Genomic DNA, 24,349 nt, shown 5'->3' with positions numbered 1-24,349 from the left:
TCCTCCACAGAACCTCCACAATCGCATCACCGTCGTCCCCCCTACCGCGCCCATGCTCGTCGCAAAGTGCGTCGTCCCCACCCAGGAAACCCCATGACGTCCAGCAATCTCCCCAAGCACGTCGCGATCATCCTCGATGGCAATGGCCGCTGGGCAGCGGCGCGGGGCCTCGCCCGCATGCAGGGGCACCAGCACGGCGCGCAGGCCGTGCGGCTCTCGGTGCGCGCGTGCCGCGATCGCGGCATCCCGTACCTCACGCTCTACGCCTTCAGCGTGGCGAACTGGTCGCGGCCCAAGGACGAGATCGACGCCCTCATGCGCATCTGCCAGGAGTTCGCCGAGGGGGAGCACGACGAGCTGATCCGGCGCGGCATCGCGGTGCAGGTGGTCGGCGACCTCGAGGAGATCCCGACCCCGACGCGGCGCGCGATGGAGAAGCTCGTGGAGGACACCGCGGGCGGCACCGAGATGACCCTGGCCCTCGCGCTGAGCTACGGCGGCCGCCGCGACATGGCGAACGCGATGCGCGCGCTCGCGGTCCGCGCGCGGGCCGGCCTGGTCATCCCGGAGGAGATCAACGAGCACTCGCTCCGGAATTTCCTGACGACCAGCTCGATGCCGGATCCGGACCTCATCATCCGCACCGGCGGCGAGAAGCGCCTCAGCGACTTCCTGCTCTTCGAGGCCGCCTACGCCGAGCTGTTCTTCACGGACACGCTCTGGCCCGATTTCACCGAGGCCACCTTCGACGAGGCGGTCGCGACGTACAGCCGGCGACAGCGGCGTTACGGCCGGACCGGCGAGCAGGTCCGGCGGCTGGCGGCGTCGACCTGAACGGCCCTCGCGGCCGTGGCGCCCGCGTCGCGGCGCTCGTGGGGCGCAATCGAGCGCCGGCGAGCGCCGGAACCCGGATCGAGCAGCGCTCTCAGCACTCGATTCCGGGGCCGCGATGCAGTACGAGAGATGCGCTTGTCGTGTGAGCGCCCGTAGCTCAGCTGGATAGAGCAGCGGCCTTCTAAGCCGCGGGTCGCAGGTTCGAATCCTGCCGGGCGTGCCGAACGTGCTCGGTGCGTCGCTTGACGGTCCGGCCTGCCGCGGCCCACGATGTCGCTGACGCATGGACAGGAAGGTCGCGCTCGTGCTGGGCGGTCTGGTGCTGGGCGCGGCCTTCGCGCTCGCGACGGGACGGGTGCGCGCCCAGGGGACCGCCCAGAGCGCCCCGACGCCGCGGTGGGAGCAGGACTGCGAACAGACGCACGGCGTGGACGAAGCGCGCGCCGTCGCGAAGGCGCGCGGCGAGAGCGGCTGGGAGCTCGTGGCGCTCGACGCCGGCGTGATGTGCTTCAAGCGGCTGGTCCCGGCGCCGCCGAAGCCTGCCGAGCCCTGGCCGGGCTACTGACGGATTGACTGACCCATACCGCCTGGGCGCGCGCGGGTGTAAGCGGATGGTCATGAGCGGAGAGCCCCTGTCGGAGCGAGAGTTCGACGCCGTGGCCGATCGGTCGCTGCGCGCCCTGGATCGAGGGATCAACGAGATCCCCGACGGCGTGGAGGCCGATCTACAGAGCGGCATTCTCACCCTGGAGTTCGAGGACGGCGTCAAGTACGTCGTCAACAGCCACCGCGCGGCGCGGCAGATCTGGATGGCCGCCGAGCGGGCCGCGTGGCACTTCGACTACCAGCCTTCCGAGGGCCGCTGGGTGGCGCAGCGGACCGGCGAGGAGCTCTGGAGCACGGTCGAGGCGGTGCTGTCCCGGAAGCTCGGCCGCGCGGTGAAGCTCGAGCGCTGAGCCCCCGGGTCACAGGGCGATGCGCATGCCGAACCCCCCGAGCACGCCGGTGGCCGAGGCGCCGGCCCTGAGATCCACGGCGAAGCGATCCCACGGGCGGAACGAGAGGCCGATCTCGGGCAGGACGAGCCACGGGTAAACGAGCGGCCGCAGGCCCTGGGGCCTGCCCTTGGGGCGGGTGAACCAGCTCGGCTCGACGTAACCGGGGTAGTGATCCGCGTCGTAGTCGAGCTGGTTACAGTACCGGAAGCTCCCTGCCGGGTTGTTCGGGCCGCGGCATTTCACGTAGCGGTACGGGTCCCCCGGCACGAAGGTGCTCTGGTCGCCGGGGACGGCGTCCGCCGGGTACGCCTGGGTCCGGTAGAGATCCCCCATGAACGTCCAGCCCACGCCGAGGCCCGCCCCGATGCGGAACGCGAACAGCTCGTTCCGATCGAGCGGGATGTTCCAGACCAGGCGGGCGTCCGCCTGGAGCGCCTGGAGATCGCTCGCGACGATCTCGTAGTCGGTGTCGGGGTGCCCGTTCGGCTTGAAGGGCGTGTCTTGCATCCAGAAGCGCGCGTAGGCGACCGAGAACACGAGGTCGAACGTCCCGAGCCTCGTGGAGAGCGCGAGCTCTCCGCCGGGAACGAGGACATCCCGCCCCCCTTCCCCGAGGAGCTGGAACATGAACTGCGGGACGAAGAAGCCCCGGAAGCCGGCGCCGAGCCACACCTTGCGCTGCTTGCGCGGGCCGGGGGGCGCGGGCTCGGGCATCTCCACCGGAGGCTTCGCCGTCTGGCCAGGGCCCGGCGTGGTCTCGGCGCGGCGCGGCGGCTCGGCCGGCGGCTTGGTCGCCACCGGCTTCTCCGGCGGCTTCTTCACCGGCGGCTTGGTCGCCACCGGCTTCTCCGGCGGCTTCTTCACCGGCGGCTTGGTCGCCACCGGCTTCTCCGGCGGCTTCTTCACCGGTGGCTTCTTCACCGGCGGCTTGGTCGCCACCGGCTTCTCCGGCGGCTTCTTCACCGGCGGCTTGGTCGCCACCGGCTTCTCCGGCGGCTTCTTCACCGGCGGCTTCTTCGCGCCGGGCTTCGGCTTCAGGCGCAGCTTGATCTCGCGCCGTTGCTTCTCCTTCAGCGCGATCTTCTGCGAGCTCTGCTCGTACCCGTCAGCCCTGGCGACGACGACCAGCTGCACGCCCGGGTCGAACGGGTGCGGCGACGACGGGTCGCTGATCTCCTCCCCGTTGACCTCGACCACGAGCCCCTCGTACGGCTCCACCGGCGTGACGACGAGGGTCGGGATGCGCGCCTCGATCTGCGCCGCCTTCTTCTTCGCAGATGTGATCGCCGCGACATCTCGCGCGTTGTAACCGGGCTCCTTCTTCTCGCTGGCGACCGTGTGATAGATCTCACTGGCCTTCAGCAGGTCGCCACCCTTGGCGTAGCAGTCGGCGAGCGGGACCGCTGAGCTCGGGCGATGGCGCTGGCTCTCGGCGGATTCGAGGAGCGGGATCGCCCGCTTGCAGAACCCGCCTTTGGCCGCGTTGATGCCCTGGTTCGCTTCCTTGTCGCCCGGCGCGGCGAGCGCCGGATGGACGAGCAGCACGGCCAGGACGCCGACGAGAGAAGCGATCGGAAGACGCAAGAGGCGGTCAGTTTACCACCTCGTCCGCTGAGCGGGCGCGCGCGCCGTCGCGGCCGGATGTCGCGAACGGCACCGCTCGAGGAGCGACGCGGGGCGCTGCCCACATTGGCTCCTGGTTTCGCCCGATGGCCGGCTCGACGGAGCGTCGGGTCCTGGACGGCCACCCGCCCGGGCCGTTCGCGAACGGCCGCCTCGGAAACGCGGGAATTGCCAGGGCCGCCCGCGCCTCCGCCGCAACGCGCCCGGAACGCAGAAGCACGGCAGACGAAAAGCTCGACACGCTCCGCTTTACACCTTCGACGCTGGACGAGAGCCCCTGTAAGCTCCCCCGGAATGGCTTCCGGCGCAGGTATCGAAGAACCGCACGGGCTGGGCGAGAGCACCAGCGCAGAGGGATCGGGCGGCGGCGTTTTGTCCGGGCCCGTGCGGCGCACATTGAAGGCAGGCGAGATCCCGAACACGCTGATCGAGTGCACGCACTCGGTCGAGTGCGCGGGCTGTCCGCTCATCGCGGGCGATTACGCTGAGCAGCTCGGCACGAAACGCGCGCGGGTCGTCTCCGCGGCCGCGCACTACCCGTCGCTCGAGCTGCTCCAGACGAGCCCGGTCATCCCGGCCGATCCGATCACCGGCTACCGCGGGCGAGCGAAGCTCATCGTCGCTGCCTCCGGCGCGATCGGGCTGTACGGCCGCACAGGGCACCACGAGGTCGTCGACATCCCGGGCTGCCGGGTCCTCGCCCCGGCGCTCGCCGCGGTGACCTCGCGGCTCCGCGAGCTGATCGCGTCGCCGCCCCCCGAGGTCCGGCCGCTGCTGCTGCCGTACGATCCGGCGAGGGGCGGCGTGCTCCGCGCCCTCGATCTGCGCGAGGTCCACCTCGCGCCCGGCACCCAGCTCTTCGCGGAGATGGGCGCGACCGAGGACAACCCGGCGTTCGTGCTGATCACGTTCGTCCTCCAGCGCGAGCGCGCGTGCACGCGCGACGAGCTGCGGGAGGCCGGCCGCGCCATCCGCCCGATGCTCCCGCGCGTCATCGGCATCGCCGCGAACTTCCACGACGCGGAGGCGCCGCAGATCCTCGGCCCCGAGACGATCGTGCTCGACGGCGTCTCGCACGCGGAGGACCGGATCGGGCAGACCTACCACATCGCCGCGTTCGGCTCGTTCGTGCAGGCGCACAGGTCGCAGGCCGCGCGCGTGCACGCCCTCCTGCTGCGCGAGATCGCCTCGCTCGAGAACGACGGGCCCGTGATCGAGGGCGAGGCCGCGATGGGCCCCGCCTCCCGCCGCAAGGAGCCGCCGCGCATCCTCGACCTGTACGGCGGCTCGGGCGCGATCTCGCTCGCGCTGGCGCAGGGAGGCAACCGCGTCCTGATGGTCGAGTCCTTCGCGCCCGCGGCGGTGAACGCGCGCGGGGCGGCGGAGGCCCAGGGGCTGAGCCAGCGCGTGGAGGTGCGCACCGGCGACGTCTCGGAGATCGTCGGCTCGCTGGTCAACAGCTCGGAGAAGTTCGACGGCATCGTGGTGAACCCGCCGCGGCGCGGCGTCTCCCCGACGGCGCGCGAGGCGATCGCGCGCCTCGGCGCGCCGCTGCTCGTCTACGTCTCGTGCGATCCCGACACGCTCGCGCGCGACCTCGATCACTTCTGCCGGCTCGGGTACTCGTCGACGGAGCTCACGCCGCTCGACATGATCCCGCTGACCGAGGAGATCGAGACGATCGCCGCCCTGCGCCGCACGCCTCCCCCGGCGCCGAAGGTCATCTACGACGACGACGGCGTGCTGGTCGTCGAGAAGGGCCCGCACGAGCCGGTCGCCACGCAGGCGGAGTACCTCGGCTCGCTGCTCGCCCGCTGCGCGCGCATCCCTGGCGTCACCTCGACGCCGGTCATCGTGCACGCGCTCGATCCGGGCACGAGCGGCCTGGTCATGCTCGCGCGCAACGAGGAGGCTGCCGCGCGCTGGAGCGAGGCGCTCACGAAGACCGGTCGCCTCATCTACCTGGCGGCGGCCAAGGGCGTCACCCCGGGCAAGGGCGCCATCACCCGCGACCTCCGCGAAGGCACGCGCACGTACACCGCGCGCACGCGGTACCGCCGCCTCGCGGTCGCCTCGGGTCACTCGATCCTCCGGGTCATCCCGGACGGCGGGCGCACGCACCAGATCCGGCGGCACCTCGCCGCGATCGGGCACCCGATCCTCGGCGACGAGCGCTACGGCCACGTGCCCACGAACCGGTACTTCGAGGAGAAGCACGGGCTCGACCGCTCGTTCGTGCACCTCGTCCGCATCGAGATCGAGCACCCCCGCACCGGGGTGAAGATGATCATCGAGTCGACGCTGCCCGGCGACCTGCGATCCGCGCTCGAGCGCTCGACCGGCCCCTCGGTCCTCCGCTTCCTCGAGCAGAAGCACGCGCTCGGCGAGCAGCGGGCGGTGGCCGTGCTGAGCACCGCCTCGGACGAGCCCGCGCCGAGCAGCAGGATGATCCCGCTGCGCACGGACGACTCCGAGTCCGCGCCGCCGCCCTCCATCCGCAGCCCCGGGCCGATCTCGATCCGCGTCCCGGACCTCGACGAGTCCCCCCGGACCATCCGGCACCCCATCATCTCGACAGGCGACGAGGACTGACCGCCCGCGCCGCCGCAGCGCGCGGCGGCGGGCTGGCCGCGGGCGGCGCTCGTGTCGGCGCCACGGCCGCGTCCGCTTCACCTGGCCCGCACCGCCGCCTTGCCACGGGGGTGTGGGCGCCTCGCGGCGCGGCGCAAACGGGCGCGGGTCCGCTCGCATGCCCGACCTGACCCCACCTTGAACCGATGGGCCGCGAGCGGATCTGGTAGGCTTGCCGGCGGCATGTCCACGTTTTCAGAAGACCGCCCTCGCATCCTCGTCGTGGACGACGAGAAGGTGATCCGCGACATGCTGGCCGACTTCCTCGGCATGGAGGGCTACTACGTCCGCACTGCCGAGGACGGCACCAGCGCGCTGAACGAGCTCACGAAGGGCCATTACGACCTCGTGATCAGCGACCTCAAGATGCCGCGCATGGGCGGCATCGCGCTGCTGGACGAGATCGGCAAGACGGCGCCGAACGCGCTCACGGTCATCATGACGGGCTTCGGCACCGTGGAGACCGCGATCGACGCGATGAAGCGCGGCGCCTACGACTACGTGCTCAAGCCGTTCAAGCTGGACGAGGTCGTGCACGTGGTCCAGCGCGGCATCGAGAAGCAGCGGATGGCGGCGGAGAACATCCGGCTGCGCGAGGCCGTGTCGCTCTACAAGGTGAGCGAGGCCATCGCGGCGAGCCTCTCGCTCGACCAGGTGCTCGAGACCGTCGCGGACAGCTGCCTGCACGAGGTCCGCGGCGACCTCATCTCCACGTGGCTCGACGACGGCGAGGGGAGCTTCTTCGAGCGGCAACACCTCCGCGGCGCGTCGGTCCCCGCGGACGCCGACCTCGGCCGGCTCGATCCGACGGTCGTCCTCGAGCACTTCCGCCCCGAGGCGCTGCTCCTCGAGCAGGGCTTGAAGGGGCTCAGGTTCTTCGCGCAGGAGCCGGGGCTGCCGCTCCAGTCGCTCGTCGCCGTGCCGCTCCGCATCCAGAAGCGGCTCATGGGCTTCATCGCCGTCGCGTCGTTCACGCGGACGAAGCGCTTCGACGAGGGGCAGCGCAAGCTGCTCAGCATCATCGGGTCGCGCGCGGCGGCGGCGATCGAGAACGCGCGGCTGTACCAGGACCTCCAGGCGACGTTCCAGCAGACGATCGAGGGGCTCGCCAAGGCGATCGACAAGATGGATCGCTACACCGCGGGCCACTCGGATCGGGTCGCCGTGTACGCGGTCATGCTCGCCGAGCGGCTCGGCCTCGGCCCGCACGAGATCGAGATCGTGCGGCAGAGCGCGCTCATGCACGACATCGGCAAGATCGGGTGCGTGCTGAACCTGAACAAGCCGGGCAAGCTCACGAGCGACGAGTACGAGGTGTTCAAGCGGCACCCCGTCTACGGGCGTGACATCCTCGATCCGATCAAGTTCCTGCACCCGCTCATCCCCGGCGTGCACCTGCACCACGAGCGCTGGGACGGGCGCGGCTACCCGCTCCGGATGCGGGGCAACGAGATCCCGATCATCGCGCGCATCATCTCGGTCGCCGACACCTACGACGCGATGACGAGCGACCGCTCGTACCGCAGGGCGCTCCCCCACGAGGTCGCCGTCGCCGAGATCGAGCGGTGCTCGGGCTCGCAGTTCGACCCCGAGGTCGCGGCGAGCTTCACGACGCACATCGAGGCCTACCGCGACGAGCGGCGGGCGCAGGGCGAGAAGATCCCCGAGTAGCCATGCCGACCACCTCGCTCCGCGATCTCCTCCAGCCCGCGAAGGACCCGGCCGTCACGCTCGGCGTGCCCCAGCCGCGGCGGGCGCGCGCCGTGTGGATCGGCCGCCGCCGCTACGCCCCGATCCACGATCTGCAGAAGCAGCTCATCGAGGCGCGCGCCCAGGGCCGGATCGGCGACACCATCCTGCTCCTGGAGCACGATCCCGTCATCACGCTCGGCCCGCGCGCGAACCCGGAGCACGTGCTGCTCGACTCGCGCACGCTGAACGAGCGCGACATCGATCTGGTCGCGACCGGCCGCGGCGGCGACGTCACCTACCACGGCCCCGGCCAGCTCGTGTGTTACCCGCTGCTCGATCTCCGGCCCGACCGGTGCGACGTGCGCAGGTACGTGCGATCGCTCGCGGAGGTGATGATCCTGCTCGCGCGCGAGCACCACGTCGAGGGCGGCGTGGTGGACGGGATGATCGGCGTCTGGGTCGACCGCGCGGCCCCGGCGGAGTGGGGCGGCCCGGAGTGGGCGCGCGAGATCGCGAAGCTCGGCGCGATCGGCGTGCGCCTGTCGCGCTGGCTCACGATGCACGGCTTCGCCTTCAACATCGCGGTCGACCTCAAGGCGTTCGAGCTGATCGTGCCCTGCGGCATCCGCGAGCACGGGGTCACGTCGCTCCACGAGCTGACCGGACGCAGTCTCACCGTCGCCGAGGTCGCCCTCGCCAGCGCCCCGCAGCTCGCCCGCGGGCTCGACCTCGAGGTGCCCCGCGTCGAGGACCTGTCGGGGGTCGACGATCTCGCGAGCGCGCTGCTCGCCCCGGAGGCCAGCGCCGGCGAGGGCCGGAGCGCGCCCTAGCTGCGCGGCGCGGCGCTCCACGGCGGGCGCGCGGGCGCTCGGGCGCTCGGCGCGCGGCGCCGCTCGGCAAACGGTGTCGCTCCGCCGTGCCGTGGGCTAAAAGCCGTCGCGTGCGCGCGCAGCCCACGTCTCGTGAAAGCGACGGGAGCTCCCCTCGCCCCGGCGGCGCCCCGGCGGCGCGGCCGCCGTGGCTGCGGCCCCTCGTCGCCTCGCTCGCCGTGGCGGCCGCGGCGCTGCTCGCCGTCGCGCTCCTCGGCCCCGTCGCGGTGGTCCGCGCCGGCGGGCGCCGCGCCGCCGCGTGCCTCGCGTCGGTCGAGGCGCCGCGCGGCCCCGCGCTGCCCGACTGCCGGTCCGAGGTCCGCTGGTTCGCGATGCCGTCCCGGCTGCCGTGGACCTACCGGGCGGCGAGCGCGCTCGCCGAGGAGCTCGGCGTGCGCGCAGCCATCGCCGAGTACGTCGACGCCGCCGTCGGCAGGCCGGATCGCGCGGCGCTCGCCGGCGCGACCGAGGCGATAGAGACAGCCCAGGCCACGGTCGCCGCCGGCTCCGGGCGCATCACGTTCGATGATCTGGGGCCCGCCCGCGGCGCGCCGAGCCTCGCACGCGAAGCGGCGAGGCTCGGCGATCGCCGCACGCTCCTGGAGCGGCCGGATCGCTGGCCCGACTGGCACGTGCGCGTGCAGACCCTGCGCGCGGCGCTCGCCGAGGGCGACCTGCCGCGCGCGCTCGCGATCGCGAGCAGCTACGCGGGGATGGACCCGCGCGACGAGGACCTGCGCACGACGGTCGGCGCGATCCTCTGCCTGGGCACCGGCGCCGAGGCGAAGCGCGGCGTCGAGCTCCTGACCTTGAACCAGAACGACCGGGCGTCGAAGCGCCACGCGGGCATGTCGCGCAACTGGGGCGAGCTCCGCGCCGTCCTCGTCGCGTGCGCTGCCAGGGCCGGCGTGGAGCCCCCGGCGATGCCCGAGGCCCCCGAGGCCGGCGTGGCCGACGCCGTCGAGGCGCGGCTCGCGCAGCGCGTCCGCCTCGCTGCCGCCGCCGGACAGGGCGCCGCCGAGGCGAAGCAGCGCGCGCTGCGGGCGATCCGCGACCTGCTCGGCTCCGCCGCCGCGCTCGATCCGCAGGCCCGCGGGGATCTGCTCGCCGTCGTGCTGGCGGAGGACGAAGCGATCGACGCGGCCGGGGCCGCCGCGCTCGCGCGGCCGGACGACGCGCTGGACGGGGAGGACGAGCCTGCGACCGGAGCGGAGGGCGCCCACGCGCGCGGCGCGCCCGGCGCCGCGCCGGCGCTGCGGGCGGGCTCGCCGCTCGCGATCGACTGGCTCCCGGAGCGCGGGCTCGCGCGGCCGGTGCTCTCCGGGTCGCTCCGCGCGCGCGCCGCCGAGCGCGCCGCCGAGCTGGCCGCCGCCCCTCAGCTCTCGCCGCCCGAGCGCGACACCCTGCGCGAGGTCGCCTGGGCCCTCGCGCTGCACGCCGCCCGCGAGCTCGCCCTGGAGGGCGACGCGACCCGGGCGATCGACGCGCTGGATCGCTCCGCGGCGCTCACCCCGGGGCCCGCGCCGGAGGCGGCCCGCGCGCTCGCGCGATCGAGCGCGTGGCTCCTCGCAGGCGACCGCGATCGCGCGCTCGATCTCCTCGAGCGCGTCGACGTCGCCGCAGCGCCGCCGGCCCTCCGCGCGGCCGTGCTCCTGCAGCGCGCCGAGCTCCTCGCCGCGCGCGGGCGCCAGCTCGACGCCGCGCGCGCGGCCGTCCTCGCCGACGAGGAGGCCGCCGCGCGCGCGGCGCGCCCCGGCGGCGGCGCCGACACGCGCGCGGGCCTCGACCTGCTCGACGTCCGGACGCGATGGACGCGGCTCGCCCTCGCCCGACCTCCGGGCGCCTCGCCGCTCCGGCAGGGCGGCCCGCCCGCGCTGCTGCCGGCGGACCTCTCCGCCGCCTGGCCGTGGGTCGGCTTCGCGAGCCTCGACGCGCCCTGGGCGCGCGAAGGCCAGCCGGCGTTCTCGCGCGCGCTCGCCACATGGAGCGCCGCGCGCGACGCCCCGCCGTCCACGCGCCGCGCGCTCCGCTACGCCGCCCTCCGCCGGCGCGGCGACGCGCCGCCCGCGCTCGTCCCGTACGCCGCGCTCGCGGCCCAGCTGCTCGGTGACGGTGAGGGCGACCCCGAGGTGTGGCTCGACGCCTTCCTCGCCCTCGACGCGGCGCGCTTCTCGCTCCGCCACACCACCTTCGCCAGGGCCGAGGCGGCGCGGTGGCGCGGCGATCACGGCAACGCGGCCGCATGGCAACGCCGTCACGAGGCCCTGCGCGCGGTGGCCTCCGACCCGAGTCGCGCCGAGATCGCGCGCTACCTCGGCCTCTGAGCCGCGCGATGGGCGGCGCACCCCGGACGGACCCCACGGCGTGGCGTTTCGTCCCGCGCCCCCGAAAACCTGGAAATTGGCCCCTCGTACGGCTGGCGGTGGAGGTGCTCGGTTCCTACGCTACAGCCTGGCTCGCGAGGGATCGCTCGCGGGGAGAGTCCTCATGTGTCCTCATTGCGGAAAGAACGCGCCCGTCATTCACCGCGGGCTCGCGGCGTATTGCACCGCTTGCGGTCGGGAGCGCCTGCCCTTCGCGGGCAAGTCGGTCAGCCTGGCGGGGAAGCCGTCCCGGTTCGGCGGGGCTGTCGCCGGCGCGCTCGGCTGGCTGATCCTCATCGGCGGCACCGCGCTGGCGCTGCTCCTCGGGCTGGGCGCGGCCGCGCTGTTCCCTGGCTCGATCGCCGGCCTCGCGATCGGCCTGCCGATCGGGTTCGTCGCCCTCACGCTCGGCGTGCTCCTGCTCGTCAGCGGGCGGAAGCTCTCCCGCTCCGGGGTGAAGGCGTCGCGCGACGCGCAGATCCAGGCGATCTTCTCGCTCGCGTCGCACCGTCGCCGCCCGCTCACGGCGCAGGAGGTCGGCGTCGTGCTCGACCTGCCGGCCTCGGAGGCGGACGCGCTGCTCACCGAGCTCGCCAAGGAGCGCCCCGACGAGGTGGGCGTCGAGATCGGCGAGCGCGGCGACATCCTCTACACCTTCCCCGGGATCTCGGGGCAGGCCGGCGTCCGCTTCCCCCAGCCCTCGCTGCGCATCGACCCGAGCGACGGCGCGGCCGACCCTGCGGCGCGGATCTTCTCGGAGGAGTTCGAGGAAGAGGACGCCGGCGCATCCCGCGCCGCCCGGCGCCGCGAGCAGCTCCGCTGAGGATTCCCGCGGCGCGCATGCTAGCCTCGCGCCGCGCGCGCACATCGAGAGCCCGGCGCGCGCTGTCGTCGCCCTCGAGCCGTGGTTCGGCGCGAGGGCGCCCCGGGCTGCTCGCCGCCACCCGACCCATGAGATGCTCCCCCGCCGCCCCGCTGACCGCCGCCGCGCTCGCGCTCGCCGCCCTCCTCGCCCCCTCGCAGGCAGACGCCTTTGAACGGCAATGGCACGCCGGCGCCAGCGTCGGGTACGCGCTCCTCGCGGACGGCGGGACGTACCCGGGGATCGGCGGCAGCCTGCACGCCTCCTACGGGCTCACCGACACCTTCAACGCGCTCGTCGAGCTCAACACCGCGTCGCACCCGGGCGGGGATCTCATGTTCCTCGGCGCGTCGGCCGGCGCCGCGTACGTCATCGACATCCTGCAGTGGGTCCCTTACGTCGGCCTCATGACCGGCGCGTACGACAGCGTGCGCCTCGCGCCCTGCGGCTCGTATGGCCGGCCAGACTGCCACCGCGGCCAGTTCGGGGTCTCGATCCCGTTCGGCATCGACTACGCCTTCAACCGCCAGTTCGCCGCCGGCTTCGCCGGCAAGTACACGCTGCTCCTCCCCGGCGCGGGCGACGGCCCGGGCAGCTATTTCACGGCGTTCGCACGCGCGGAGTTCCTCTGGGGCTACTAGCTGCGCGCGGGCCGCGGGCAGCGAAGAGCGGCGTAGTCTTGCGAGGCCTCCGCGCAAACCCAACGGAAGGAGCGGACCGTGGAACAGCTTTGGCAGCGCGTTTCTGAGGGCCGGCACACGGCCCTGCTGGACATCGTCCCCGGGGAGCCTCCGTCCCACCTCGGGCTGCGCGTCCTGCGCGTGCGCTGCGATGTGCCCGAGGCGGCGCTGGGGCCGCTGCACGACGTGCGGGCCAGGGTCGAGCGGCTCGTCGGCGGGCCGCCGCCGCTGCTCGATCAGGCGCGGAGCCGTGTGGTCTCGGGGCTCCGGCGCCGGCTCCTCGGCGACGTGCACGAGCGGATGGCCGACGCCGAGTTCATCGAGACCGTCAACCGCCTGGCGCAGCAGACCGATCGCAGGTGGGCCGTCGTCTTCGACGCGGTGGAGCTCGCCGACCACGCCACGCTCGAGGTGCTGCGGCGGGTGGTGTCCCGCCACGAGGCGCTCCGGGTCGCGCTCGTCCTGTCCTTCCGCCTGCACGCGCCGACGGGCCCCGCGGGCGACCTGCTCGGCGCGGTGCGCGCGTCGTTCGGCGCCGACGCGGTCCTCCGGCCGCCGGACGGCACGACCACGCTGACGAGCGTGACCGCGCCCCCGCCGCCGCAGGTCGCGCTGCGCGAGCTCCCCGGCGAGGTGCTCCGGGTGCTCCGGGCCGGCGCGATCGTCGGCTCGGGGTTCGAGAGCGAGCTCGTCGCGGCGCTCCTCCGCGTCGACGCGGTCGACGTGCTCGAGGCGCTGCAGCGCGCCGCGGACGTGGGCGTCCCGGTCGAGGACCGCGGCGAGGGGCGTTTCCATCTGCCGCAGGACACCGTCGAGGCGCTTCGCAGGTCGGTCCTCCCGTCGCTCGCGCGCGTATGGCACCGGCGGCTCGCGACGCTCCTCAGCGAGGAGCTGCTCGAGTCGGACGCACCGGCGCGCGGCTCGCGCGCCGCGGCGGAGCCCGCCGCGGCCGATCAGAAGAAGAGCCCTGGCGCCGCGCCGCCGACCCAGAGCATCGCGCCGCCGGCGCCCGGGCAGAGCGTCGCGCCGCCGGCGCCCGGCCAGAGCGCCGCGCCGCCCGGGCAGAGCGTCGCGCCGCCGGCCCTCGCCGCCGCGCCGCCCGGGCAGAGCGTCGCGCCGCCGGCCCCTGGCGCCGCGCCGCCGACCCAGAGCGCGGCCGTCCTGGCCTCGCCCGTCGAGCGGCACCTGCTCGGCGGCGCGAGCCTGAGCGCCTCGCGCAGCGACGACGCGACCGCGCGGGCCGCCGCCGCGCTGGCGAGGGCCGGCACGACGCCGAGCCCGACCGCGCCCCCGTCCACCTCGGCGCCCGCGATCGCGACGCCGCGCACGACCGGCCTCGCGCCCCCACCTACCGCCGCTTCGCCCGTCGCCGCTTCGCCCACCGCCGCATGGCCCGGCGCGCTCGCCACCGCCGCGCCGAGCCCGGAGGGCAGCGGCGCGGCGGCCGCCGATCAGCGCGAGAAGGGCGCCGAGCCCGGCCTCGCGGGCCCGCGCGGCGGGGTGCCGCGAGCGGCCGACACCCTGCGGCCGCCGCCGGCCATGGCCTACGCCGGCGGCGGCGCGCACCTGAGCAGCCCGCGCCGCACGTCGCCGCGCGTCGCCCAGGAGCGGCCCACGCCGATCGCGCCCGCCGGGCCTGGCAACCCGCCGTGGCCCTACGCCGAGCTGTTCCACCGGAGCCCGGAGAGCCGCCGCCTCTCGGAGCCGCCCGAGTCGGTCCTGTTCGACGCCCCGCCCGATTCGCTGGACGCGCCCATCCCGGGGCCAGTCCGCGTGCCCCGCGATCTCGCGCCCGCCGGCGCCGGCTCCTCGGCCGACGAGCCGAGCCGCTCGGTGCGGGGCAGCTCGCTGCGCGCCCCCACGGCGCTGTCCGAGCGGTCGTCTCCTGGCGCGTCCCGCCCGTCCCTGTCATGGCCCGCGCCGGCCGACCCCGCGGGCTCGGCGCGCCCCGTCGATCCGGGTCGCGCCGCTACCGAGTCCGTGCGTGCCGCCGCGCCGCTCGGCGTGTCGCTGCACCCGGCCTCTCCGGCACCGGACCGCGCGCCCGACCGAGCCGACGCGGCGAACGCCGCCGGCGCGCCGCTGCACAGCGCCGGCCGCCGCGCCCACGACGCGCGCGCGGCGGCCCACCTCACCGAGGCGGGCGAGCTCGAAGAGGCGGCGCGGCGCTACCGCGCGGCCGCGGCGGAGGCGGCGGCCATGGGCGCGTACGCCCAGGCGCTGAGCTACGGGCAGAAGGCGCTCTCGCTGCTCGACGGCATGCCGCCCACCCCCGCGCGCCGGCGGCTCCGCATCGCCGCGCTCGCGGGGATCGCCCGGGTGCAGTGGCAGGCGGCCGGGCCGGATCCGGCCTTCACGCTGGCCGGCGCGCTCCAGGTGCTCGACGCCGCGCGCGCGCTCCTCGCGCCGGGCGACCCGCCCGAGCTGCACGCCGAGCTCGCCGCGCTCACCGCGAGCGTCTGTTACGACATCGGCGACATGCGCTCGCTGGAGCGCGCGCTGGAGGAGCTGACGACGGCGAGCCGCCTGCTGCTCGACGCCGGCGACGCGCTCGGCTCGGCCCGGCTGCTCAACGATCAAGCGGCGGTCTACGTGCGCATGGGCGATCCCGTCCGGGCGGCGCACCTCTTGACCGAGTCGCGCCGGGTCTTCGAGGAGCGGGCCCGGGTCGATCCGGTGGCGCGTGTCGAGCTCGCGGAGACGGACCACCTCTTCGCGCGCATCCCGCTCCACGTCGTCGCCCGCCCCGGGCGCGAGTCCGACGCGCTGTCGATGGGGATCGATCACGCGCTCGCCGCGGAGCGCACCTACAAGCAGCTCGGGGACACCCGGGAGCTCGCCCGGGTCTGGGAGACGATCGGCCGGCTGGAGCTCCGCAAGGGCCGCCTCGATCGCGCGACGCAGCGCCTGACGGCGGCGATCGAGGCCGAGGAGGCGCTCGGCGACCTCATCGGCCTGGCGCGCTCGACGGCCGCGCTCGCGGAGGTGCTCTCGGCGAAGGGGCTACACCGGGAGGCGCTGGCGGTGCTGGCCGAGTCCATGGCGATGAACCTGGAGAAGGGCTCGCCGCTCGGGCTCGCGTACAACCGCCGGGCGCTGAACGCGCTCGTCCCGAACATCTCGCTCCAGGGCGACGAAGCCGAGCTGCTGCGAAAGATCGCGGCGCAGCTCGCGGGGGCGGAGGCGGTCCTGGGCCGCCTGAAGCTCCCGGGCGAGCACGACTGAGCCTGGCGCCCGCGCCGCGCGGCCTTTGGTCTTGCCGGGGCCCGGCCGCTCCGGCGAAATGTCCCACATGTCGTCTTCCTCGAAGCGGCGGCCGCGCCTCGGCGGCGCGCTGCTCCCCCTCCTCGCCCTCTCCGCGGCGTGCGCGCCGGCCCGATCGGCGCCCGCGCCGGCCGCGCCCGGCCCTGTCGCGTCCGCGCGGCCGGCGCCGGCGGCCCCTGCCGAGGCGCCGCGGCCGGCGCCCGCGCCGGAGCGGCCGGGGTACGAGGGGCACGGCGCGGCGAGCGTGTCCCCCGAGATCCTGACGCGGTACGCGGCGCCCCCGCTCCCGGACGACGTGTCGCGCCGGATCCAGGGGCTCCTCGACGTGCGCGCCCCCGGGGGCGGCGTCCTGGGGCCGGACGGCAAGGCGCTCTACTTCACCTGGACGATCACGGGGACCAGGCAGGTCTTCCGGCTCGACGGGCCGCAGCGCTTCCCGCTGCAGCTGACGGGCGGCGAGGATCCGACGGTGGTGGAGGACGTCACGCCGGACGGCGCGCGACTGGTCCTCTCGCGTGATCGCAAGGGCGAGGAGAACCCCGGGCTCTACCTGCAGGACGTCAAGGGCGGTCCGCTCCTCGCCATCCAGCACAAGCCAGGAGTGCAAACCCAGCTGCAGCGCGTCTCCGACGACGGGCGGTACGTCTACTACCGGGCCAACGACGTCAAGAAGGACGCGTATGCCATCTACCGGTATGACATCGCGTCGAAGCAGAGCGAGCGCGTGTTCGATCGCGAGGGCATCTGGCGCGCCGTCGACGCCGCGGGCGACGGTCGCCTGCTGCTCGCGAGGGACGTGGGCTCCAACATGAGCGAGCTCTTCGAGTGGGCCCCAGCCGCGAAGGGCGCCGCGAAGGCCGATCCGGCGGCGGGGACGCTGACTCCGCTGTTCGGGCAGGGGGAGCGCGAGGACTACACGGCCATGTACGGCGCGGCGCCCGGCGAGGTCCTCGTGCTCACGCCGCGGCTCGGGGAGTATCGCCGGCTCTACAGCTGGAAGGCGGGAAAGCTGACGCCGATCACGCCGGAGATCCCGTTCGACGTCAGCGCCTTCGCCGTCGATCGGGCGCGGAAGCGGATCCTCTACACGGTGAACGAGCGGGGCTACACGCGGCTCCGCGCGCTCGACGCGAGGACGCACCGCGAGGTGAAGCTGCCGGCGCTCCCGGCGGCCGATCACGTGGTGCCGGTCTCGACGACGCGGGACGGCCGGTACACGACGCTGCTCCTGGAGACCGCGAGGGCGCCGGCGACGAGCCATGTGCTCGACTGGACGACTGGCAAGCTCACGCAGTGGCACACTCCCAGCATGCCCGAGGTCGCGCCGGACGCGTTCGCGGCGGCCACGCTGGAGTCCTATCCGGCGCGCGACGGGACGCAGATACCGATGTTCGTGCGCCGCCCGGCGCAGTGCGAGCGGCCGTGTCCGGTGATCGTGCATTTCCACGGCGGCCCGGAGAGCCAGGTCAGGGCTGGTTTCGGCGCGCGGGCGCAGATCTTCGTCGACGCTGGGTTCGTGTTCGTCGAGCCGAACGTCCGCGGGAGCGACGGTTACGGCAAGACGTGGCTGCACGCCGATGACGGCGCGAAGCGGCTCGGCGTGATCACGGACATCGAGGACGCGGCGAAGTTCGTCCGTGCGCGCTTCGGCCACGAGGGCCGGCCGCCCAGGGTCGGCATCTTCGGCGGCAGCTATGGCGGGTATTCCGCGCTGATCGGCATGACGATGTTCGCTGGCGCCTACGACGCGGGGGCCGCGGTGGTGGGCATGAGCAACCTGGTCACGTTCCTCGAGAACACGGCGCCTTATCGGCGCATCCTCCGCACCTCGGAGTACGGTGATCCCGAGAAGGACCGGGAGGCGTTGATGAAGCTCTCGCCGATCACGTACCTGGATCAGGTGAAGGCGCCGCTGCTGATCATCCAGGGGGTGACGGATCCGCGCGTGCCAGCCGGGGAGTCGGTGCAGATCCAGCGGGCGCTGGAGGCGAAGAAGATCCCGTCCGAGCTCATCTTGTTCCCCGACGAGGGGCATGGGGCGCAGAAGCGGGACAACCAGGTGCTCCAGTACGGGCACCTGGTGCGGTTCTTCCGGGCGCACCTCGGGGGGCGGTAGGCGCCGCGTCCCTGGTCGTGCGCGGGGCCGTCGGGCGGGTCGGGCCGGGGTGCTCCGATCGGCCCGGCCCGAGGCGAGGGTCGGAGTCCGTCAGGCTCCGCAACTCGGGATGGGTGAGGCGGCGATCATGAGAGGGTGGGCGCGGGCGCGTCGCTGCTCGAGCGCGGAGCAGGGTTGATCGGCGCGACGGCGGCGTGGGTGGTCTTCGGGAGGTCGTCGAAGATCTCCGGCATCAGGGACACCTTGCCGTGGAGCCGGAGCACGCACTCCACGAGGAGCTTCGCGGCGCCGTAGACGTTGAGCCACTCGTCGCGCGCGGCCTTCACCTCGGGGGTCATGGTGCGCCGGGCGAGGCGGCTCTTGCGCACGCTCCTCGTGAGCGGCGCGAGGGCGTCGCGCGCGCGCTCGATCTCGGCCGCCCACGCCTCGTGATCGGGCAGCTGGCGCCGGTGCTGCTCGATCACCTCCAGCGCGTGCGCCATCGCCGCGGCGAGCTTCGCGGGGCGGCGGCGGAGCACCGTGATGAGGGTCTGGCCCTGGAGGAGATCGCGGGCCAGCGCGACCCCGCCGGGCCGCGACGCGGCGTGCTCCACGAGACGGCGCATCAGCTCGCGGCCCGCCGCCACCGGATCGACCTGTCCCTTCCTCGCGACGCCGGACGCGGCGGTGGCCACAGCCGCGGCGGTCGCCTTCGTCATCGCCTTGCGCAGGGCATCGGTCGCGGCGTCGAGCCGCGCCGCGACGGCGCGCAGGGCCTGCTTGAAGCCCGGGTCGATCGGCACGACGAGCTTCTGGATCTGCGACGCGGTGAAGCGGCCGTACACCTCGATGTCGCGCTGGTAGATGTAGGGATCGGACATGGGGGCAACTCCACCGCGCGCGGGCGCGTTCAGGGCATATCGCAGCCGGCCATGACCGCCCGGCCCGCCGCGCCGCCGAGAGCGAGGCGGGCGCGCGGAACAAGCGGCCACAGCCGGAGCTCTCTACATGACGCGCGAGAGCGAAGGGAGGGAATTTTGAGGGCATGGCGGGGCGAAGGTCACCCGGTCGAGGCGCGCATGCCGGCCTGCGCAGCTCGTGAACGAGCAGCGCATGCCGGCCTGCGCAGCTCGTGAACGAGCACCCTCGTGGTGTCCAGCACGAGCAGAACACGGGGCAGCGCCGGCAATGCACGTCCCTGCAGGCGGCAGCCGGGCGCGCCGGGCCGACGCCCACGTTTTCGCAGCGCCACCCCGGTCACGCAGCTCGGCCCCGTCGGTGCTGTGCGCTCTTGCGTCGATATGCCGGTACCGTGATAACTGTCGCTGGCATCGATGAATGTAGTCGCCTGGAGAGAGCGGGCGCTGCGATGCAGCCGACGACAGGGATGATCACGAAACAGCTCAAGAGCCTGCTGATGCTCCCGTCGCCCAACGCGCTGCGACGCCGGTCTCACGCGATCCCCTCGGTGGCTGCGGGCGCGCGCGCGCCCGCAGAGGAAGCTGGCGCTGCTCGCCCGGAGGCACCTGCGCTGCCCGGGCCGCGCGAGGCGCTCGCGTCGCGGCCGACCGGCGAGCCTGCCCCGCGCCGCGCGCCGGAGGTGCCGAGCTTCCTGCGCGCTGCGCCGGTCGCCTCCGCGCTCGTCCCGCCAGAGACGCCCGCGCCCGCCGTGTCGTCGATGTCCCTCGTGCCCGAGGGGATGAAGCACTTCAAGCTCCACGGAACAGAGCAGTCCTCTCACGCGACCGGCGGTCCGGCGCTCCCCTTCAAGGCGACAGACGCCTCGACGTCCACGGGCCGACCCGAGGCGCCCCGCCCGCCGGCGAGGCCGGCGGATCCCGCGTCGCTGGTTCCGCCGGGCATGCGGGGGTTCGCCGAGCTCCGCGGCACCCAGCCCGCCTCCGGCGCCGCCTCCACCGCCCCCGTGCTGCCGTTCGGGCTCCCTGCGCCGCCCGAGCCCACGACCCCCGCTGGCGCCGCGGACGTGGTGCCCAGGGGCATGCGCGGCTTCACCAGCCTGACCGGGACGCACCCCACGTCCGCGGCGCTCGCCGAGGCACCGTTGCCGTTCTCGTCCAGCGCTCGGGCCGCGCCTGTCCCTCCCCCGGCTTCGCCGCCGGTCCCGGCGCTCTCCCTGGAGCAGTACGCTACCCTCTGCGCCGAGCTCGCCGCCGCTCCCGGCAGCGCGGAGGCTCTCTTCGCGCGGTACGGCCTCATCCAGCCCGAGGCGCGCGTCGCGGTGGACAGGTTCTGGCGCGACCGTCTGGCGCGCGACCCGGCGGCGCACCAGCGCTGGCAGGAGCTGTACTGGCAGCACCGATCCCGCTCTTCCCCACCCGGGAAGGGCTCGCACGACCCCAGATGAGCGCTGCCCCCGGCGGCGCACGCCCCGAGGAGACCCGACCATGGCCATCGACGTGAGCCTGACGTTCCCCGGATCCAGAGTCACCGGCTTCGAGGTCCACCAGATCGAGTACAGGGACGCGCTCAACGAGCTCTTCGAGCTGACGCTCGACGTGATGAGCACCGATCCGGAGGTCGATCTCTCCAGCGTGGTGGGCGAGGAGATCGTCGTCGAGCTCAACACGGAGCCTTTCCTCAAGAAGGTGCACGGCATCGTGCGGCGCGTGCGGCAGCTCTCGGCGGAGCCCACCGGCGTGTCGCGGTACGAGCTCGTCGTGGTGCCCCCGCTCTGGCTCACCACGCGGGGCGCGGATCACCGTATCTTCCAGCACCTCACGGCGGACGAGGTCTGCAAGGTCGTGGTGGGGGCGTATGGCGGCCGGATCCCGGCGCCGAGTTCGCTCGTCACCTCCCCTGATCGGCCGGCGCGCGAGTACCGCGTCCAGTACGGGGAGACCGACTTCGATTTCATCTTTCGAGCGCTCTCGGAAGAGGGCCTCATCTCCTACTTCGACCATGGGTCAGGGAGCACCGACTGGGTGCTCACCGAGGACACGGCCTTCACCGACGACGGCGCGCCGCGGGTGCCGTTCGTGCCGCCGGCGGACACCGGGATGAGCGCGCCGGAGCCGACGGTCTCGTTCATCGCGATCACCTCGTCGATCGAGGCGTCGATGGTCACGGTGCGGGATTACGACTTCAGAAAGCCGGAGTACGTCCTGGAGCAACGGGCCGAGACCTCGCAGAAGGCGTTCGTCCGCGAGGCGACGCTGGAGCGGTACGAGTTCTCGACGAACAGGTTCACGGCGGCCTCCGAGAAGCAGGGCGAGGCGCTCGCCAGGCAGTACCTGGACGAGGCGCGCTCGGAGCGGCGCACGTTCGAGTGCCACACGAGCTTCGCGCTCGGCGCCGGCGGCCGCTTCACGGTCGAGAAGCACCCGCGCGCCGACGTGAACGGCCAGCTGCTGGTGATCCGGTCGCGCTGCACGGTGACGGAAGGGGCCGACGGGCGCCCGGTGCGGCGGAACGTGCTCGTCTGCGTGCCTGCGCGCGATCCATGGCGCCCGTCGCGCCGGCCGAAGCCGCGCATCTTCGGCACGCAGACCGCGTTCGTCGTCGGCAACAAGGCGGGCGTGGACGAGATCGACGTCGACGAGCACGGCCGCGTCAAGGTGGAGTTCCGGTGGGATCGCCGCGATCTCCACGAGGGCAATCCGACCCGCTTCGTCCGCGTCTCGCAGGGCTGGGCGGGGCTCGACTACGGCATGGTGATGCTGCCGCGCGTGAACGAGGAGGTCATCATCGCCTACCTCGACGGCGATCCGGACGAGCCCGTGGTCGTCGGGCGCCTGCACAACGCGTGGAGCGTCGCGCCGCTCAAGCTGCCGGCGGAGAAGACGAGATCGATCTGGAAGAGCAAAACGTCGCCCGGGGGCGAGGGGTTCAACCAGATCATGATGGAGGACAAGAAGGGCGAGGAGCTGCTCGAGCTCCACGCCCACCGCGACAACCTCGTCACGGTCGGCGCGAAGCAGACCGTGGACGTGGGCGGCGACCAGAAGATCCACGTCGGCGGCAAGCGGGACGACCACGTCGAGGGCGCGGTCAAGGAGGACTACGACACCTCGTTGACGACGACCATCGGCGGGAAGCAGGAGACGACCGCCGAGGACGTGGTCGAGCGCTACGCCAGCCAGAACACCGAGATGGCGGGCAAGAAGCACACGAAGGCCGGCGCCGTGGACGAGGATTTCGAGAAGCTCGAGACGACGGTCAAGGGGCTGCACGAGGACAAGTTCGGGACGATGAAGCTGGAGGGCGGGGACGTCGGCTGGAAGGTGGGCGCGCTCGACTGGGAGACGAAGGGGCTCAAGTGGACGCTCAGCAGTAGCGGCACCATCAAGGCGCCGAGCTTCGTCATCGACGCGCCGGAGTTCAAGGTCACCAACGCGGGGAGCCACAAGGAAACGAAAGGCATCGTGGAGACGTTGCAAGCCGCCTGGGATGAGAGGACGACGCGCAAGGCATCGTTCATCAGCGCCGAAAAGAAGTTCGTCATACTCGAAAGCAAATTCTACGGCTTCAGCACCAACGTCGGCACGGTCAAAAACGACATGTGCGTCCTGAAGATCGACAGAGCCGCCTACAGGATGCAGAATACGCCGACCGAGCTCGGAAAGAGCGTGAGCAGCATCAGGCAGTCTGGCTTGAGCACCTTGATCGCCGGCATCGTCACGTTCGTGTGATCGAATCGGGCAAACCGTGCCACTCGCCAGAACGTTCTGGTTGAGACAGAAGCGACACGAGAGCCCGTCACATGGCAAACCTCGGCAGCATTCCCTGCAATGCCAACCACTTCCAGTCATCGGCGGGTCGGCACGACGTGTCCGGCGGCATCACTCCAGCACTGAGGGCACGAGCTCGATGTGCAACTTCTTCGGCTCTTTCGGAATCACCCAAGCACGTATCTTGCCATTTTCCCCTCCGAGCTCGGCCAACCGCTTCCTGAGCTCATTTGAGGATTTGAGACCCTGGCGCGCCAATATCACCGCAGGCTGGCCCGGCGGCGTAAGAAGCACCTCGACGGCGGACGGGTCGCCAGCTATCCGACCGACCACCTCGTGCTCTGGACGACAAATACGGCTGTGGAGCCATCGACCGTGAAGCCACATGGCCAATGGAACACTGAAGATGCAGAGCAAGCTACCAACAACCGCCCGTGCGGGATCCAAATGCCTCTCGTACGCAAAGATGATACCTGCTATGGGGACGAGGAGAGCGAGGATCATAGCTACCTGCAAGGCCCGCTCGGCTAGCCTGGTAAAGCTCTTCGTATCAGCCGGCTCGCGCCGGGGATCGGCGGCGACGTACACGACGAGCCACCACCGCTTTTTCACACGCGGCGGGTGCAGCGCCGCCCAGACCGCGTCAGGCAGCGCCACCCGCGCCGCGCAGTAGCCGCACGGCACGATGCGGCTCGATCCGTCCGCCACCAGCGGGCCGCCGCACTGCGTGCAGGCGACGTTCACGGGCGCGCGCGGGCGCTCTTCGGGCGCGGCCGGCTCGTCGCTCACGAAACCGAGGACGGGGCTGCTCGCCGCAAGCCACGGCGGCTTCGGCAGGATCGCACGCTCCGCTCCGCACGCGGCGCAGACGGAGCCTCCCTGCGGCGCGAGGCGCATCGGCCGCTCGCAGCGCGGGCACGGCGGCGCGTCGTGGCCGCGCAGCCACTCCACGTGAGGCCCCGGCGGAGGGCCGCCCTCGCCCCACTCGGGGCCGTGCCGCAGGTACCCGGTCGCGAACTGCACCACGTCCTTCTCGACGCCGCGCAGCGCCTCGTCCCAGACCGAGGCCGGCAGAGGCGATTCCGTGAGACAGCTCGAGCAGCGGCACCGGTCGGTCAGCGTGTTGACCGCCATCGGCGCGCTGCAGTGGAGGCACGGGCTGAGGAGCTCGATGCCAGCAAACTCGACGGTCTCGGTGCTCATCGTGTCCTGGGCTCGACGGCGCCATGGGGCGCGCTGCGCACACTGTACACGAAGCTCCCGCCCTCACGCGATCCCGGGCGACCGCCGTGTTCGGTGGCGGCAGCGAGGAGGCAGCAGGCCAGACACGCCCGGCGCTCGCGCCCCAGCCGCGCGCCTCGGCCGCAGCCGCGCGAGGGCCCGCGATCGCGCTCCCCTTCGCCCCAGCCGCATGGAACCCCCAGTTCTATCCTGATGTATACGAATTTATCCAGCAGGATACATCCCGACGCAGCACGAGCCCAGCTCCCGGCGCTTTCCGTGGACCTCCCCCGCCGAGGCCGGTTGGCATCCTCCCTGCAATTACCCGTCAGCGTCCACGCCAGAGTAGCTCAGCGGTAGAGCGCGCAAACAACTCCGGACGGTGTTCTCCGGCGCGATGAGCGCCGGCAGTGAGCTCCGGGGTTACTTCCCTCTAAGGACGAGGTCGCGGGTTCGAGTCCCGTCTCTGGCACAAGGGCGCAGCGCGGTAGTGAGCGTCACGGTTCCTTCGTCTCGACACGACCAACAC

Annotated in this window: 16 protein-coding genes and 2 tRNA genes; 15 read left to right on the top strand and 3 right to left on the bottom strand. The window is 73.0% G+C overall.

What is annotated here, in order from left to right; genetic code table 11:
• Positions 1 to 93 precede the first annotated feature (93 nt).
• The 4 genes from uppS to cyaY all read left to right on the top strand — a co-directional run bounded on the left by uppS (position 94) and on the right by cyaY (position 1,790).
• Positions 94 to 834: a polyprenyl diphosphate synthase gene (uppS, locus tag WME85_RS15400; protein ID WP_437838994.1), complete on the top strand. Its 741-nt coding sequence runs from the start codon at positions 94 to 96 to the stop codon at positions 832 to 834.
• Positions 835 to 980: 146 nt separating this feature from the next.
• Positions 981 to 1,054, top strand: a tRNA-Arg gene (locus WME85_RS15395).
• A gap of 63 nt (positions 1,055 to 1,117) precedes the next feature.
• Positions 1,118 to 1,399 (top strand): hypothetical protein, encoded by a 282-nt coding sequence (locus tag WME85_RS15390; RefSeq protein ID WP_437309854.1) that lies wholly within the window; start codon positions 1,118 to 1,120, stop codon positions 1,397 to 1,399.
• Positions 1,400 to 1,451: 52 nt separating this feature from the next.
• A complete protein-coding gene (gene cyaY, locus WME85_RS15385; protein WP_436617181.1) occupies positions 1,452 to 1,790 on the top strand; it encodes an iron donor protein CyaY in 339 nt (112 codons plus the stop codon).
• Positions 1,791 to 1,799: 9 nt separating this feature from the next.
• Here cyaY and WME85_RS15380 read toward each other — a convergent pair whose 3' ends face one another.
• Positions 1,800 to 3,416 (bottom strand): hypothetical protein, encoded by a 1,617-nt coding sequence (locus WME85_RS15380; protein ID WP_437838992.1) that lies wholly within the window; start codon positions 3,414 to 3,416, stop codon positions 1,800 to 1,802.
• Positions 3,417 to 3,839: 423 nt separating this feature from the next.
• On the opposite strand from WME85_RS15380, the gene WME85_RS15375 reads away from it, so the two are divergent.
• The 8 genes from WME85_RS15375 to WME85_RS15340 all read left to right on the top strand — a co-directional run bounded on the left by WME85_RS15375 (position 3,840) and on the right by WME85_RS15340 (position 17,932).
• On the top strand, positions 3,840 to 6,047 hold the full coding sequence (locus WME85_RS15375; RefSeq protein ID WP_437309851.1) for a pseudouridine synthase: 2,208 nt from the start codon (positions 3,840 to 3,842) through the stop codon (positions 6,045 to 6,047).
• 222 nt (positions 6,048 to 6,269) lie between these two features.
• Entirely contained in the window at positions 6,270 to 7,757 is a 1,488-nt protein-coding gene (locus tag WME85_RS15370) for an HD domain-containing phosphohydrolase (protein ID WP_437309850.1), read from the top strand.
• Between the two features lie 2 nt (positions 7,758 to 7,759).
• A complete protein-coding gene (gene lipB, locus WME85_RS15365) occupies positions 7,760 to 8,608 on the top strand; it encodes a lipoyl(octanoyl) transferase LipB (RefSeq protein ID WP_437838990.1) in 849 nt (282 codons plus the stop codon).
• Positions 8,609 to 8,718: 110 nt separating this feature from the next.
• Positions 8,719 to 10,971: a hypothetical protein gene (locus WME85_RS15360; protein WP_437838989.1), complete on the top strand. Its 2,253-nt coding sequence runs from the start codon at positions 8,719 to 8,721 to the stop codon at positions 10,969 to 10,971.
• A 163-nt stretch (positions 10,972 to 11,134) separates the two neighbouring features.
• Positions 11,135 to 11,833: a hypothetical protein gene (locus tag WME85_RS15355; protein ID WP_437838987.1), complete on the top strand. Its 699-nt coding sequence runs from the start codon at positions 11,135 to 11,137 to the stop codon at positions 11,831 to 11,833.
• Positions 11,834 to 11,961: 128 nt separating this feature from the next.
• Complete coding sequence (locus WME85_RS15350) at positions 11,962 to 12,513, top strand: hypothetical protein (protein WP_437309846.1); 552 nt, start codon at positions 11,962 to 11,964, stop codon at positions 12,511 to 12,513.
• A gap of 78 nt (positions 12,514 to 12,591) precedes the next feature.
• On the top strand, positions 12,592 to 15,777 hold the full coding sequence (locus WME85_RS15345) for a hypothetical protein (protein WP_437838985.1): 3,186 nt from the start codon (positions 12,592 to 12,594) through the stop codon (positions 15,775 to 15,777).
• Between the two features lie 67 nt (positions 15,778 to 15,844).
• Positions 15,845 to 17,932 (top strand): S9 family peptidase, encoded by a 2,088-nt coding sequence (locus tag WME85_RS15340; RefSeq protein ID WP_437838983.1) that lies wholly within the window; start codon positions 15,845 to 15,847, stop codon positions 17,930 to 17,932.
• Between the two features lie 125 nt (positions 17,933 to 18,057).
• Here WME85_RS15340 and WME85_RS15335 read toward each other — a convergent pair whose 3' ends face one another.
• Complete coding sequence (locus WME85_RS15335) at positions 18,058 to 18,792, bottom strand: hypothetical protein (RefSeq protein ID WP_437838981.1); 735 nt, start codon at positions 18,790 to 18,792, stop codon at positions 18,058 to 18,060.
• 506 nt (positions 18,793 to 19,298) lie between these two features.
• Here WME85_RS15335 and WME85_RS15330 point away from each other — a divergent pair.
• The gene (locus tag WME85_RS15330; protein ID WP_437838979.1) at positions 19,299 to 20,276 is read left to right on the top strand and encodes a hypothetical protein; all 978 of its coding nucleotides are present in this window, start codon (positions 19,299 to 19,301) and stop codon (positions 20,274 to 20,276) included.
• Between the two features lie 40 nt (positions 20,277 to 20,316).
• Positions 20,317 to 22,560: a type VI secretion system Vgr family protein gene (locus tag WME85_RS15325; RefSeq protein WP_437838977.1), complete on the top strand. Its 2,244-nt coding sequence runs from the start codon at positions 20,317 to 20,319 to the stop codon at positions 22,558 to 22,560.
• A 150-nt stretch (positions 22,561 to 22,710) separates the two neighbouring features.
• On the opposite strand, the gene WME85_RS15320 is transcribed toward WME85_RS15325, so the two are convergent.
• A complete protein-coding gene (locus WME85_RS15320) occupies positions 22,711 to 23,802 on the bottom strand; it encodes a hypothetical protein (RefSeq protein ID WP_437838975.1) in 1,092 nt (363 codons plus the stop codon).
• Positions 23,803 to 24,159: 357 nt separating this feature from the next.
• Between WME85_RS15320 and WME85_RS15315 the strand changes: the two genes are divergently transcribed.
• Positions 24,160 to 24,292 (top strand) — tRNA-OTHER (locus tag WME85_RS15315).
• Positions 24,293 to 24,349 lie beyond the last annotated feature (57 nt).

Origin of the sequence: Sorangium sp. So ce1153 (assembly GCF_051521595.1) — a bacterium.
Taxonomy (GTDB): domain Bacteria; phylum Myxococcota_A; class Polyangia; order Polyangiales; family Polyangiaceae; genus Sorangium.
Note: the sequence above shows the minus strand (reverse complement) of the source record. Positions and strands in the feature narration are given on the sequence as shown.

What these genes read in the sequence shown, in the direction of transcription:
- uppS (WP_437838994.1), top strand. Translation starts at nt 94, where the DNA reads ATGACGTCCAGCAATCTCCCCAAGCACGTCGCGATCATCCTCGATGGC.
- cyaY (WP_436617181.1), top strand. Translation starts at nt 1,452, where the DNA reads ATGAGCGGAGAGCCCCTGTCGGAGCGAGAGTTCGACGCCGTGGCCGAT.
- WME85_RS15350 (WP_437309846.1), top strand. Translation starts at nt 11,962, where the DNA reads ATGAGATGCTCCCCCGCCGCCCCGCTGACCGCCGCCGCGCTCGCGCTC.
- lipB (WP_437838990.1), top strand. Translation starts at nt 7,760, where the DNA reads ATGCCGACCACCTCGCTCCGCGATCTCCTCCAGCCCGCGAAGGACCCG.
- WME85_RS15355 (WP_437838987.1), top strand. Translation starts at nt 11,135, where the DNA reads ATGTGTCCTCATTGCGGAAAGAACGCGCCCGTCATTCACCGCGGGCTC.
- WME85_RS15390 (WP_437309854.1), top strand. Translation starts at nt 1,118, where the DNA reads ATGGACAGGAAGGTCGCGCTCGTGCTGGGCGGTCTGGTGCTGGGCGCG.
- WME85_RS15335 (WP_437838981.1), bottom strand. Translation starts at nt 18,792, where the DNA reads ATGTCCGATCCCTACATCTACCAGCGCGACATCGAGGTGTACGGCCGC.
- WME85_RS15370 (WP_437309850.1), top strand. Translation starts at nt 6,270, where the DNA reads ATGTCCACGTTTTCAGAAGACCGCCCTCGCATCCTCGTCGTGGACGAC.
- WME85_RS15340 (WP_437838983.1), top strand. Translation starts at nt 15,845, where the DNA reads ATGTCGTCTTCCTCGAAGCGGCGGCCGCGCCTCGGCGGCGCGCTGCTC.
- WME85_RS15320 (WP_437838975.1), bottom strand. Translation starts at nt 23,802, where the DNA reads ATGAGCACCGAGACCGTCGAGTTTGCTGGCATCGAGCTCCTCAGCCCG.
- WME85_RS15330 (WP_437838979.1), top strand. Translation starts at nt 19,299, where the DNA reads ATGATCACGAAACAGCTCAAGAGCCTGCTGATGCTCCCGTCGCCCAAC.
- WME85_RS15325 (WP_437838977.1), top strand. Translation starts at nt 20,317, where the DNA reads ATGGCCATCGACGTGAGCCTGACGTTCCCCGGATCCAGAGTCACCGGC.